A 13154-nucleotide genomic window follows, 5' to 3' on the forward strand; every position below is an offset into this window, starting at 1 on the left:
CCGTCGGTGGTCTTGTCGGGACGGGCGTGGTCCGACCGTGCCATCCGGTCTTCGCGCGGTACGGCGTGCCGATGAGTCCCGAACGCAGGCTTCGGTTGTGGGACCTGGTCGTCGCCGAGGCGCGTGGCGCCGTCGTCGCGGTGGAGCATGTCTGCGCCGTGTCGGTGACGGTGACCGGTGCCGACTCCGCCGCCGTCGCGGTATCCCTGCGTAGCACCCCACGGGAGGTGCTGTGGGCCAGTGACCCGGTCGCTTCTCGCGTGGCGGAGCTGACCGTGACCTTCGGGGAGGGTCCGTCCGTCGATGCGACCAGTGGCGGCCCCGCCCTGGTCGGGGACCTGACGGCACCGTACTGCCAGGCCCGCTGGCCGGCGTTTGCGCCGGCCGCCGTGGCCGGCGGGGTCCGTGCGGTGTTCGCGCTGCCTCTGCAGATCGGCGGGATCCGTCTCGGTGTGTTGGATCTCTACCGCGCGCGTGCCGGGGACCTCGACGGTGAGCAGTTGGCCGATGCTCTGGTCCTGGCTGACACCGTGTGCGCGGTGCTCCTCGACGGGCCGGCCCAGTCCCGCCCGGACCAGGACGGGCGTTGGCCCGCGCAGCCGGCCCTGCGGCATCCCGAGGTGCATCAGGCCACCGGGATGGTCACCGTCCAGATGGGGGTGTCTGTGGACGTGGCGCTCGTCCGCCTGCGGGCCTACGCGTACGCACACGACCGAAGCCTGCGGGACGTGGCGGGCGACGTGGTCGGCCGACGCCTGCGCTTCGAGCCCGAACTAGCAGCGGAGCGGGACTCGTGACGAGCGGGGACGGTGGAGCCGCTCACGTACCAGCCGCCCTCCTGTCCGGTATCGCCGACGTACCGGTAAGTCTATGGTGTGGCTGAAGGTGGGTGACATGGCCGAGAGCCAGCTAACGGACGTGTTCGTGGAGATGGCCGACACGCTCGTCGGTGACTTCGACGTGCTCGAGTTCCTGTACGTGCTGACGGAGCGGTGCGTCGAGCTGCTGGGTGTCTCGGCGGCCGGGTTGCTGCTGACCGACCAGCAGGATTCGCTGCAGCTGGTCGCCGCCTCCTCGGAGCGGACCAGGCTGCTGGAGCTGTTCCAGTTGCAGACCGACCAGGGCCCCTGCGTCGACTGCTTCCGCACCGGCCGACCGGTGTCGGTGACCGACCTGCCCGCCGCGCAGCGGTGGCCGAGGTTCACCACCGCCGCAGCCGAGGTGGGGTTCGCCGCGGTACACGCCCTGCCCATGCGGCTGCGCACCGAGGTGATCGGCGCGCTGAACCTGTTCGACGTCCAGCCAGGCGCCCTCGACGAGGGCAAGCTGCGCATCGGCCAGGCGCTCGCCGACGTGGCGACCATCGGGCTGCTTCAGCACCGCGCCATCCGCCGCGGCGGCATCCTCACCGAGCAACTGCAGACCGCGCTCAACAGCCGGGTCCTGATCGAACAGGCCAAGGGAGTCCTCGCCGAACGCCTCCAGGTCGACGTGAGTGACGCCTTCGCCCTGCTGCGCGACGGTGCCCGCAGACACAACCGCCGGTTGTCGGAGCTGGCTCAGGCAGTCGTCGACGGCACCGAGCAACTCGTCCCGAACGTGGTCCCCCACCCTCGCGGCTGATCACCAGCCCCAGGCGGACGCGGCTGAAGGAAGAGACCTCCACCGTCGATCGTCAGCCGCGCCCACTCGGACGACGAATCGTGTGGCAGCACACGGCCCGGTTGGCGCGATCTGCACGTCACCTGCGCAATCGGCGGAACACTGACCATCACCGAGATCCCTGCCCGGGTGCCGGCGCACCGGGCATCCGCGGTCCCGCACCAGCGCCGAACAGCAGAAACCCCCACCGAAGCGCTTCACTGACCGTGAAGACCACCCGTGGGGGTTAACGTGTCCGAGGGGGGACTTGAACCCCCACGCCCTATACGGGCACTAGCACCTCAAGCTAGCGCGTCTGCCATTCCGCCACCCGGACCTGCTCGTCCAGCCTACCGTGTCGACCGAGGGGATCTTTCACCCGTCGACCGCCCTGGTGGGCCGCACGGGGAGTTACTGTACACGGCCCGGGTGGATCATGCACATCAGCTTCCGGCCGACGGGTCGCCGCAGGTCGGACGGGTGACCGGACCCGTGTGAGCCGCAGCCAACCGGTGGACCTGGGTAGCGTCCGACAGGCCTCACGCGGCAGCATGGCCACGTGTCCCATCCCTCTCCCCTGGCCGCCGTGCAGCACCGGGCGCTCGCCCTGCGCGCCGCGGGCGATCTCTACTCCGCCCGTCGACTGCTCAACGACGCCGTCGGCTCCGCCCGGCCGCCGTACGGCAAGGACCACCCGGATGTGCTGAGCACCGCGCACCTGCTGGCCCGCCTGCACCGGGAGGCGGACGACCCGGGTGCCGCCCGGCGCGTGCTGGAGGAGGCGTTCGCCGCCGGCGAGCGCCTCTGGCCGCCGTCCGACCCGCTGATGCTGGCGCTCTCCTTCGAGCTGGCCGCGGTGGCGGACGAGCTGGGCAACCGGCACGAGGCGCGCCGCAACTACACCCGCGTCGCCGCCCTCGGGCCCGCCGTGCTCGGCGCCGACCATCCTGCGGTACGCACGGCACGGCAGTATCTCGGCGACGCCGCTCCCGTCCCTCAGCCCGCCCCGCCGGCCGCGCGGCCCGCCATGTCCGCGCTCTCCGAGCCGACGATGTCGCTGGCGGTGCTCTCCACCACCTGGCGGCCGCACGAGCCCGCCGCGGCCGGCCCCCCACAGCCGCCCGCCGCGCACCCCACGCCGCACGTCGCGAGCGGCCCGCCGGGCGCCCCGTACGCCCCGCCGGGTGCCCCGTACGCCCCGCCGATCCCGCCGCCGCCACCCGTTCCGGGCGTACGCGGCGTGGGACGCGCCACCCCCGTCGCCCCGGCGCCGCACCCTGCGGCGTCCCCGCAGCCGCCCCACCCGGCCGGCCACGCGGCGCAGGTGCCGCCCGCGCCGCCGCATCCGTATCCGGCCCCGCCGCAGGCCGCCCAGGTTCCGCCCCCGCCGGTGGTGCCCGCCCCGCCCCGGCAGGCGTGGGCCCCGCCGCCGCCCCACGTGCCGGCCCCGCCGCAGGCACCGCATGCCCCCGGGCGGGGACAGGCGACCCCTTACGCCGCCCCGCCGCAGCGGATCCCGCCACCACCGACGATCCCGCCGCCGCCGGTCGTGCCCGCGTCAGCGGGGACGGGCCGGGCCGCCGTACCCCCGCCTCCGGCCGTGCCGCCCTCGGCGCAGCCGCCGTACGCCCCGGCGGTGCCCATCCCGCCGCCCCCGGTCGTACCGTCGGCGTCCACCGCCGCCCCGGCGCACCCTCAGGTGCCGTCGGCGCCCGTGCCGCCGCCCCCGGTAGTCCCGGCGCAACGCCCCGCACCGGCGTCTCCGCAGTCTCCCTGGGCGCCTGCCCCCGGACCGACCCCACCGCCGGCGATGCCGGGTCCCGCCACACCTGCGCCGCAGCGCCCGCCGCGTCCCGCTCCGCCCGCGACGGCCGGGGTGGCCTCCGTCGTTCCGGCCCCAAGGACGGCGCAGCCGCCGGCCCCGCCAGCGACAGCGGCCCCGGTGTCGTCTCCGCCTGCCGTGCCCCCACCCGCTCCGCCGCTCCCGCGTCACGCGGCCGCCGCTCCCGTCGTCGCCGCGCCGGAGCCGCCCGCCCCGCCCGTGCCGGCCACGCCGGAGCCACCCGTGCCGGCCACGCCGCAGCCACCCGCCCCATCCGTGCCGGCCGCGCCGGCCGCCCCGGAGCCGCCCGTTCCTTCCCCGGCCGGCGCCGAGCCGCCCGCGCAGGCGAGGGCTGCGGTGCCCCCGACGGGACCCGCCGTTGCGCCGCGACACCGGGCCGCCGACGAGCCGTCTCCGGCCGTCGGCCCGTCGGCCGGGACGGCGGCGCCCGGAGCAGTGTCACCGTCGAGCACCACGCCGCCCGAACCGACAGCGGGGCCCGCCGCCGAACCGTCCTCCACCACCGGTACGACCAGCGCCGCGTCGCCTGGACCGAGCGCGCCGGCTCCCGAGCCTGCCGCGCCGGACGTCCGGTCCTCGCGGCTGACCGGCTCCGTCGACGAGGCCCCGCGCACAGCGGCCCCGGAGACGACCGCCTCGGCGGCGGAGGCGGCGTCAGAGGCGGAGGCGGCGACGCCGGAGCGCCCGGCGGGGCCGGCGCCCGGATGGGCCAAGCCGACCATCCAGGTCAAGCAGATCGAACCGCTGCTCGCCGAGGAGATCGCTCGCGCCGCCGGCGCTTCCGCCGGACCGGATGCTCCGGTCAGCCCCGCCCGATCATCCGAGACGCCACCGCTCGACACGCCACCGGCAGCGGCACACGCCGCGCCGATCAGCGCACCGCCAGTCAGCGCCGCGCCAGTCAGCGCCGCGCCGATTAGCGCACCGCCGGTCAGCGCACCGCCGGTCAGCGCACCACCGGTCAGCGCACCACCGGTCAGCGCACCACCGGTCAGCGCACCACCGGTCAGCGCACCGCCAGTCAGCGCACCACCGGTCAGCGCACCACCGTCGTCCTCCGTCAGCGCACCACCGACGTCTCCGGTCAGCGCCCCGCCCGCGCACCCGACGAGCAGCCCGCCCGTCAGCGCACCGCCCGCGCCCCCCGTCAGCGCACCATCCGCGCACCCGACGAGCAGCCCACCGTTCAGCACACCGCCCGCGCACCCGACGAGCGGCCCGCCGTTCAGCGCTCCGCCGCGGGGCGTCAGTACGCCGCCGGTTCCCCCCTTGCCGCCGATCCCGCCCCCACCGTCGGTGATGCCACCGCCGGTCAGCGCGCCGCCCGCTGTTCCGCAGCAGTTCAGCGCGCCGCCCGGGGTGCAACCGCCGGTGAGCGCGCCGCCGTGGAGCATGTCCGCGCCGCCGTGGAGCAGCACGGCTCCCCCGCAGGCGCTCACGGGTGCGACCACCGACGCCGGCGCCGACGCCGAGCAGCCGGACGTCGAGGAGGAGCTGGAGCGGGCCGAGTCGCAACGGCAGCGGGAGGAGGTGGAGCAGCCGGAGCCGGAGCGGGAGCGGGTCGACGACCTGCCACCGGCGTACCTCGACATCGACGAGACGTTCCCGATGAAGGCGCAGCCCGTGCGGACCCGGTCGACGGCCGAGCACCCCGCGCAGCAGCAGGCGCCGGCCTTCCCGCCGCCGCCGGCGTACCCGATGATGCCGGAGCCCGAGGAGGGCGGCCGGAACCGCACGGCGGTCATCGTCGCGGTCGTCGTCGCGGTCCTGGCCGTGGTGGCGCTCGTCGGCGTGGGCGTGCTGGTGCTCAACCGGGACGCGGCGGCGCCGGCGGGACCCGCCGCGCCGTCGGCCGCCGCGCCGTCCGCGTCGGCGGCCGGCCCGCCGCCGGGCGGGCTGACGCTGAAGGACGACTCGGCGACGATCACCCTCAACTGGACGGACCCGGCGGGTGGCGGGGTGCCGTTCATGGTGGCCGGCGGCCGGACCGGCCAGGCGCTGGGTGTGATGGCCACGGTGGACCCGGGCCGGACCAGCTACACGGTCAACGGGCTGAACTCGCGGGTGGACTACTGCTTCACCGTGCTGGCGGTCTACTCGACGGACTCGTTCGCCACGTCGGGGCAGGTCTGCACGGAACGGGAGGGCGACACGCCGTCGAGCTGACCGGCCACCACGGCGCGGCGCACACGCTCGGTGTCCACAGGGGGACGGTGCGGGTTCCCATGCCACCGACCCGGCCATATGATGGCACCCGGCTCAGGGGAGGGTCGCCGTCATGGCGTGCCACCTGCCAGGAACGACACGGGAGGCAGCCGGTAGTGGCCACCATCGACGACGCCGGGCACGCCGGCACCGGCCTCCCGCGTCCCCGGCCCCGCCGGATGCGCGGCGGGGTCGTCACCATCGCGACGGTGGCCGCGCTGCTGGCCGCCATGGGGCTCACCGTTCACGGCCTCGGCGCGGCGGACAACGCGGTGGCGAGCCACGACGCGAGTTCCTGGCTGTGGAGCGCCGCGCGCAGCGAGCTGGCCCGCGTCAACGGGATCACCGCGCGGGTCGACACCCGGGTCGGGGTCCCGGGCGCCCGCCGGCACCCTGTGCAGGTCGCCCAGACCGACCGGCTGCTGGTCCTGCGGGACCTGAACACCGGGCAGGTCAGCTCGCTGGACCTGGCCACCCTTCAGATCACCGCGACCACCCGGACGACCCCGGGGCTCGGCGTCAACGTCGCCCTGCACGAGGACGCGGCGTTCGTCGTCGACGCCGTGCAGGGCGTCGTCCGGCAGCTCGACCCGCGGTCGCTGACCCCGATCGGCGAGCCGGTGCGCTACCCGCCGGGCATCACCGGCGGATCCTTCGACGGCGAGGGGCGCCTGTGGATCGCGGTGCCCAGCGAGGGCACCGTCTCGGCGGTCACCGCCGCGCCGCTGCCGTCCGCGCCCGCGTCGGCGGCCCCCGCCGGGGCCGGTCTCAGCCCGAAGAAGGTCGAGACGTACGACGTCGCGGACGCCAGCCACGAGCTGGTCCTCTCCACCCTGGACGACGGCGTCGCCGTGCTCGACCGTACGGCCGGGACGCTGGTGCGGGTGCAGGGCGGCAAGGTCCACAAGACGCCGCTGACGATGGCCGCACCGGGCGCGCTGCCGGCGCGGACCAGCGGGCCGGACGTGCCCGTGACGGTGCCCGGCGAGCGGCGGGTGCACGTGGTCGACAGTGGTGGCGCGGTGCGGGCGTTCACGGTGCCGGGCGCGGGCGACCAGCTCAGCCCGGCCGTGGCGTGGGCCGGCCGCTACTACTGCGCCGACGAGGCGTCCGGCACGGTCTACGCGTTCGACTCCGGCGGCCAGCTCGTCGACACCATCCGGGGCCGGGGCACCGGGCCGCTGGAGCTGGAGGTGCGGGAGAACCACCTCTTCATCAACGCTCCCGACTCGGCGACCGCGCAGGTGGTGGACGACAAGCACCAGGTCCGCGAGGTCGACAAGTACGCCAACGACGTGCTCGGCGGTGACCCGCCGCCGGCTCCCCCGCCGCCGCCCCCGCCGAAGAAGCCCGAGGTGGGCAAGCCGGGCGCCCCGCGCGGCGTCACCGCCGCCGCCGGCAACGCGGAGGCCCGGGTGAGCTGGCGGCCGGCTCCGGCCAACGGGGCGGAGATCGTCCGGTACGTGGTGCAGGGCGCCGGCCAGCGCGTGCAGGTGGGCGCCAACCAGCGGGCCGTGGAGATCAAGGGCCTGACCAACGGCGAGACGTACCGGTTCTCGGTGCACGCGGTCAACGCGAAGGGCGACGGTCCCGCGCGGACCAGCAACCCGGTGACGCCGACGGCCGCGGTGCCGGATCCGCCGGCCGGCGTCACCGCGAAGGAGCGGCCCGACGGCACGGTGCTGGTGAAGTGGCCGGCCGCGAACGGGCAGGGCAACACGATCGCGAAGTACGTGGTCACGGCCACGTCGGCGGGCGCCAACGCCCCGGCCGGCGAGTCCCGCAGGACCGAGCTGGTGGTGCCGGCGGGCGAGCTGGAGTACGGCACGCAGTACGCGTTCACGGTGGTGGCGGTCAACGACCGGGGCGCCGGCTCGGCGGCCTCGCCGGTGAGCAACACCGTCGTGCCGTACGCGCCGCCGGAGCGGCCCACCGACCTGCGCGCGACCACGGTGGCCGACCGGCCGGGCGCCGTCGCGGTGCAGTGGTCCCCGGCGGTGGCCAACGGCCGGCCGGTGACGAAGTACGTCGTGGACGTGGGCGGGCGCAGCAGCGAGGTGACCGACACCCGGGCCACGGTGGACGGGTTGGGCAACGGCCAGAACGTCACCGTGAAGGTGCGGGCGGTCAACGAGGCCGGCCCGGGTCCGGAGGCCACCGCCACGGCCCGCACGGTGGCCGAGCCGCGCGTCACCGTGACGGGCTCCTCGGCGACCGCCACGTCGGCGACGGTGACGTTCACCGTGGACGCCGGCGGCGGCAAGGCGACCTGCTCGCTGAGCACGGCCGGTGAGCCGGCGAAGACCGGCAACTGCTCCAGCATCACGATGACGGGCCTGACCCCGGGCACGGCGTACACGTTCACCGTGACCGCGAGCAACGCCGCCGGCAAGGGCACCGGCAGCCGCGCCCAGGCGACCGACGCCCTCTACGGCATCGCGACCTGCAAGAACGGGCCGGACGGCGATCAGCGTACGTACTGCGACAGGGACGTCGACGGCCGCAACGGCAACGAGGTCTTCAAGGTCACCCGGCAGGACAACGACCAGCAGGCCGGCTGGGCGAAGCCCGGCACCCGGCTGAAGGCGTACTGCAAGAAGTCGGGTGAGAACGTCGATTCCTGGATCTACAACAACCAGAAGCAGAGCACCTGGTGGGTGCGGGTCGACTTCAAGGGGAAGAACTACATCCCCTGGGCCTGGCTCAACCTGGAGGGCGGCGACAACATCAAGGACCTGCCCACCTGCTGACCCACCCAGGCAAGGAGCACCACCCGCGTGAACACCCCAGAACCGCTCACCCAGCAGGAGGTGCAGGGCTTCGCCGCCCTCGCCGCCCGGCTGGCCGAGAACGTCAACGCGGTGGTGCTGGGCAAGCCCCAGGTGGTCCGGCTGGCGCTGACCGCGCTCTTCGCCCAGGGGCACGTGCTGCTGGAGGACGTGCCGGGGGTCGGCAAGACCACCCTGGCCCGGGCCGTCGCGGCGACCGTGAAGGGGCAGTGGCGGCGCATCCAGTTCACCCCCGACCTGCTCCCCTCCGACGTGTCCGGGGTGACGATCTTCAACCAGGCCACCCGGGGCTTCGAGTTCCACCCGGGCCCGGTCTTCGCCAACATCGTCATCGCCGACGAGATCAACCGGGCGTCGCCGAAGACCCAGTCGGCGCTGCTGGAGGTGATGGAGGAACGCACCGTCACCGTCGACGGCGTCCGGCACCCGGTGCCGCAGCCGTTCCTGGTGGTGGCCACCCAGAACCCGGTGGAGATGGACGGCACGTACCGGCTGCCCGAGGCCCAGCTCGACCGCTTCCTGGTGAAGCTCTCCGTCGGCTACCCCGACGAGGCGGTCGAGGTGGAGGTGCTGCGCGGGGCGACGGTCCGTTCCCCCGAGGCGCTGACGGCGGTCACCGACACGGCCACCGTCGGGGAGATGGTCCGCATGGCCAGCCGGGTCCACATCGCCGAGCCGCTCTACGCGTACGCGGTGCGGCTGGCCGCGGCCACCCGCACCCACCCGCAGGTGCGGGTCGGCGTCAGTCCCCGGGGCGTGATCGCGCTGACCCGGGCGGCGTGCGCGTACGCGCTGATCGACGGGCGGGGCTGGATCATGCCGGAGGACCTGAAGACCCTGGCCGAGCCGGTCTTCGCGCACCGGCTGCTGCTCACCCCCGACGCGCAGGTGCGCGGGGTGACCGCCGCCGAGGTGCTGCGCCAGGCGGTCGCCTCGGTTCCGGTGCCGCTCCCCTCGGGCCAGCCGGCCCCGGTCCAGGGCTGACCGGCGACGCCGGTGTCCGCGCTCACCGCCCGGTGTGTCGGGCTGCTCGTCGCCGCCGTCGTGCTGCTCGGCGTCGGCTTCCGCTTCGCGTACCCGGAGCTGACGCTGCTCGGGGCGGCGGCCGGCATCGCCGTCGGGTACGCCGTGCTGACTGCGGCCTGGCGGCCCCGTTTGGAGGTGACCCGCAGCGCCGACCCGGACCGGGTGGCGCGGGGAGAGCCGGCCGCGATGACCCTGACGGTGCGCAACGCGGGGCGGCTGCGGGCGGCGAGCCTGGTGGCCGAGGACCGGTGCGGGGACCGGTCGGTTCCGGTGCCGCTGCTGCGGCTGCGACCGGGCCGCGACACCACGGTCCGCTACGAGGTGCCGACCGCCCGCCGGGGCGTGGTGCCGGTGGGGCCGCTGCGGGTGACCCGGCGCGACCCCCTCGGCCTGGTGGCGCTGGCCCGCCCGTACGGCGGCACGGTGCCGGTCTGGGTGCACCCGCGCGTGCACCCGCTGAACGCGGTGCCTACGGGGGCGGGGCGCAGCCTGGACGGGCGGGTGGACAAGGTGCCGCACGGGTCGATCACCTTCGACTCGCTGCGTGAGTACGTGGTCGGTGACGAGCTGCGCCGGGTGCACTGGCGGACCAGCGCCCGGGTGGGCGAGCTGATGGTGCGGGAGAACGTGGACACCAGCCTGCCCCGGATCGTGGTGCTGCTGGACAACCGGACGGCCGCCCACCCGGAGCGCCTGGCCGGGGTGGCCGAGTCGTTCGAGTCGGCGTGTGAGGCCGCCGCCTCGGTGCTGGTCGCCGCGTACCGCGAGGATCTGCCGGTGGTGCTGCTGCTGGTCGCACCGGAACCGGCGGGCGGCGACGCGGTGGCGCAGGGGCCGCTGGACCGGCTCGCGGCGGCGGAACTCGCCGACGGGGGCGACCTTCAGCCCGCCACCGGTCGGCTGCGGCGGGAACGGCTCGGCGACACGCTTGTCTTCCTCACCGGGCCGGGCGGCCGGGACGACCTGGGGACGGTGGGCGCGCTACGGGCCGCGTACCCGTCGGTGGTGGTGGGGGTCTTCGGGGCGGCGGAGCCGGCGCCGTCGGGCGCGGCCGGTCTGGTGGTGATCGACGCCGCGGACGGGGCGGCGTTCGCCGCCGAGTGGGACGGGGTGCGCAGGTGGTGACGGTGGCCGGCGGTGCGCCCGACGGCAAGGCGGGGCGTGCCGGCGGCGCGCCCGACGACGCGGCGGGGCGTGCCGCCGGCGGGGGCGGCACGACGGGCGCCACCGGACCGGCCGGGGTTGGCGGCGGCGGAGCTGGCGGCGGTGCCGGCAGGGTGGGACGGGCGCTGGCGCGGGCGCTGCGGGCGGTCCCGGTGCCGCTGGCGCTGATCGCGATGATCGGCCTGGCCGGCGCGGTGCTCGGCCGGGTCTACGCCGGCCCGCTGCTGACCTGGTTGGTGCTCGGGGCGGCGGTGGGCTCGGTGCTGGTCAGCGTGGCCGCCCGCCGGCTGCCCTCGTGGCTGGTCGCACCCGTGTCGGTGCTCGCGATGGCGGGCTGGACGGCCTGGTCGCTGCGGCTCACCGCGACCCGCGCCGAGCTGCCCGGGGGCCTGGCCGAGGTGAGCGCGGACGCCGCCGCGAACGGCATTCCCCGGCTGCTGACGGCGATGATCCCGGTGGAGCCGACCCCCGACACGGTGCTGGTGCCGCTGGTCGCCGCGTGGCTGGCCGGTCTCGCCGGGGCGGAGGTGGCGATGCGGGCGGGTCGGGTGCTGCTCGGCTACCTGCCGCCGGTGCTGCTCTACGCCGCCGCGCTCTACGTGGTCGGCCCGAACGCCGATCCCGCGATCGGGCCGACGCTGGCCCTCGTGGCCGTGGCGGTGCTCGGGCTGGCGGTGCCGCCGCGCGGGGCGGCCGGCGCCGACGCGGCCGCCGGGCTGGCCCCGGCGGTCCGCGCGGCCGTCCGGGCCCGGCTCGCCGCCGCCTCCGCCGCCGGCCTCGCGGTGGTGGTCGGCCTCGTCGCGCTGCTCGGTCCGCTGCTCGCCGGCCAGGTCGACGGCCGGCCGGTGGACCCCCGGCGGTACGTCGAGCCGCCGCAGGTGGAGACCCTCGACGAGAACCCGCTCATCCGGATCTCCGGCTGGGCGCTGAACCCGGGGCAGCAGCTGCTCGACGTGCGTACGCAACGGTCGGGCCCGTCGGGTTCCGTGCCGGCCGGGGAGCCGGGGCCCACCCCGGGGCCGGGTGCCGCCGCACGCCCGGTGCCGGTCCGGCTGGCGGTGCTCAGCGACTACGACGGGGTGACCTGGCGCGTCGGCGCCACGTACCGCAACGCGGGGCGGATCCTGCCCGTGACGGCGCCGGCGGCCGACAGCACCGTGGAGACGGTACGGCAGGAGATCACCGTCGCCGGGCTGAGCGGCCGGCTGCTGCCCGCCGTCGCCACCCCGCGCCAGGTCACCGGCGCCCGGGTGGCGTACGACCCGACGACCGGGACGCTCATCCGCCCGGAGGGCCTGACCCCGGGGCTGCGCTACGGCGTGACGTCGGCGCTGGAGACGCCCGACTTCAACCTGCTCGCCACGGCGGACGTGCCGGCCGGCGAGGAGGTGGCCCGGGTGCTGCGGGTCGCCGACGGGGTGCCGGAACCGTTGCGCCGGCTCGCCGCCCAGCTCGCCGAGTCCAACGGCGCCCCGTACGCGCGGGCCGCCGCCGTGGAGCAGTTCCTCGCCGAGCACTACCGCCTCGTCGCGGACGCGCCCAGCGGGCACGCGTACCCGAACCTGAACTTCTTCCTCTTCGGACCCCGCAACGCCGGCGGGCAGCGGGGCACCTCCGAGCAGTTCGCGGCGGCGTTCGCCGTGCTGGGCCGGCTGACGGGGCTGCCGACCCGGGTGGTGGTGGGCTTTCGTGCCGCCGGCGACGGTCCGGTCCGGGCCGGCGACGCGTACGCCTGGCCGGAGGTGCTCTTCGAGGGGCTGGGCTGGGTGCCGTTCGACCCGCTGCCCAGGCCCGACGAGGAACCGCGCCCGGTGGAGGAGGACTTCCGCCCCACGCCGGAGGAGCCGCCCCCGTCGGAGGTGCCGGAGCCGACGGTCGAGCCGACCGCCACCCCGGAACCGGCCGCCGCGCCGGGCGGGCCGGCCGGCTCCGGTGGACCGTCGACGGCGCTGCTGGTCGGCGGCGGGAGCGGCGGCATGCTGCTGCTGGTCGTGGCCGCGCTGCTCGCGCTGCTGCTGATGCGCCGGGCACTGACCCGGGCGCGGCTGGAGCGGGGCGACCCCGGCCAGCGCATCGCCGGCGCCTGGCGGGAGGTGACCGACGCGCTGCGGCTGGCCGGGCACCCGGTCGGCGGGGACCTCTCCGCCTCCGAGGTCGCCGCGCACGCCCGCGCCGTGCTCCCCGTCGGGGCGGACGTCGAGGAACTGGCGGAGCTGCTCAACCGGACGGCGTTCGCCCCGGGCACCGCCACGGCGGAGCAGGCCGCGCGGGCCGTGGCGACGGCCGCCGACTACGTCGCCACGCTGCGCGCCGCCCGCCCCTGGTGGCGGCGCCTCCTCTGGTCGGTGCGCCCCGGTCCCCTGCGCTGGCCGCGCTGATCCCCTCCGCGACGCGATCCATCGCCGTCGCTGCCGCCGTCCCGGTCGCCGCGCCCGGGTGGTCGCCCCGTCAACCGGACGGCGAGTGGGATTTTGCACTCGCAGTGC

General features: G+C 76.2%; 9 protein-coding genes, 1 tRNA gene and 1 pseudogene. 8 read left to right on the plus strand and 3 right to left on the minus strand.

The window, feature by feature from the left end:
• Positions 1-71 precede the first annotated feature (71 nt).
• Positions 72-797, plus strand: coding sequence for a GAF and ANTAR domain-containing protein (locus RM555_RS18410; protein ID WP_311412920.1), 726 nt, complete (start codon positions 72-74; stop codon positions 795-797).
• A 97-nt stretch (positions 798-894) separates the two neighbouring features.
• Positions 895-1623 (plus strand): GAF and ANTAR domain-containing protein, encoded by a 729-nt coding sequence (locus tag RM555_RS18415; RefSeq protein WP_311412921.1) that lies wholly within the window; start codon positions 895-897, stop codon positions 1621-1623.
• A 271-nt stretch (positions 1624-1894) separates the two neighbouring features.
• Here RM555_RS18415 and RM555_RS18420 read toward each other — a convergent pair.
• Positions 1895-1978: transfer RNA gene (locus RM555_RS18420), tRNA-Leu, on the minus strand.
• A gap of 249 nt (positions 1979-2227) precedes the next feature.
• Here RM555_RS18420 and RM555_RS31040 point away from each other — a divergent pair.
• Positions 2228-2374: pseudogene (locus RM555_RS31040) on the plus strand (hypothetical protein); the annotation flags it as partial.
• A gap of 263 nt (positions 2375-2637) precedes the next feature.
• Here RM555_RS31040 and RM555_RS18430 read toward each other — a convergent pair.
• Together RM555_RS18430 and RM555_RS18435 are read right to left on the minus strand one after the other, a co-directional pair.
• Positions 2638-2895 (minus strand): hypothetical protein, encoded by a 258-nt coding sequence (locus RM555_RS18430; RefSeq protein ID WP_311412998.1) that lies wholly within the window; start codon positions 2893-2895, stop codon positions 2638-2640.
• A gap of 735 nt (positions 2896-3630) precedes the next feature.
• Positions 3631-4878: a hypothetical protein gene (locus RM555_RS18435; RefSeq protein WP_311412999.1), complete on the minus strand. Its 1248-nt coding sequence runs from the start codon at positions 4876-4878 to the stop codon at positions 3631-3633.
• Here RM555_RS18435 and RM555_RS31045 point away from each other — a divergent pair.
• The 5 genes from RM555_RS31045 to RM555_RS18460 all read left to right on the plus strand — a co-directional run bounded on the left by RM555_RS31045 (position 4856) and on the right by RM555_RS18460 (position 13046).
• Positions 4856-5650, plus strand: coding sequence for a fibronectin type III domain-containing protein (locus RM555_RS31045; RefSeq protein ID WP_396888805.1), 795 nt, complete (start codon positions 4856-4858; stop codon positions 5648-5650). The genes RM555_RS18435 and RM555_RS31045 overlap by 23 nt on opposite strands.
• 155 nt (positions 5651-5805) lie before the next feature.
• The gene (locus RM555_RS18445; RefSeq protein ID WP_396888800.1) at positions 5806-8439 is read left to right on the plus strand and encodes a fibronectin type III domain-containing protein; all 2634 of its coding nucleotides are present in this window, start codon (positions 5806-5808) and stop codon (positions 8437-8439) included.
• A 27-nt stretch (positions 8440-8466) separates the two neighbouring features.
• Entirely contained in the window at positions 8467-9462 is a 996-nt protein-coding gene (locus RM555_RS18450) for an AAA family ATPase (RefSeq protein ID WP_311412922.1), read from the plus strand.
• A 12-nt stretch (positions 9463-9474) separates the two neighbouring features.
• Positions 9475-10629 carry a DUF58 domain-containing protein gene (locus RM555_RS18455; protein WP_311412923.1) on the plus strand — a complete coding sequence of 385 codons (1155 nt, stop codon included), beginning with the start codon at positions 9475-9477 and terminating at the stop codon, positions 10627-10629.
• A gap of 2 nt (positions 10630-10631) precedes the next feature.
• Positions 10632-13046, plus strand: a complete 2415-nt coding sequence (locus RM555_RS18460; RefSeq protein ID WP_396888806.1) for a DUF3488 and transglutaminase-like domain-containing protein — start codon at positions 10632-10634, stop codon at positions 13044-13046.
• The last annotated feature ends 108 nt before the right edge of the window (positions 13047-13154 follow it).

It is taken from the genome of Micromonospora reichwaldensis (genome assembly GCF_031845925.1).
Lineage (GTDB): Bacteria > Actinomycetota > Actinomycetes > Mycobacteriales > Micromonosporaceae > Micromonospora > Micromonospora reichwaldensis.

Coding starts and splice junctions, on each gene's coding strand:
- RM555_RS18410 (WP_311412920.1), top strand. CDS start 72: ATGAGTCCCGAACGCAGGCTTCGGTTGTGGGACCTGGTCGTCGCCGAG.
- RM555_RS18415 (WP_311412921.1), top strand. CDS start 895: ATGGCCGAGAGCCAGCTAACGGACGTGTTCGTGGAGATGGCCGACACG.
- RM555_RS18435 (WP_311412999.1), bottom strand. CDS start 4,878: ATGCTCCACGGCGGCGCGCTCACCGGCGGTTGCACCCCGGGCGGCGCG.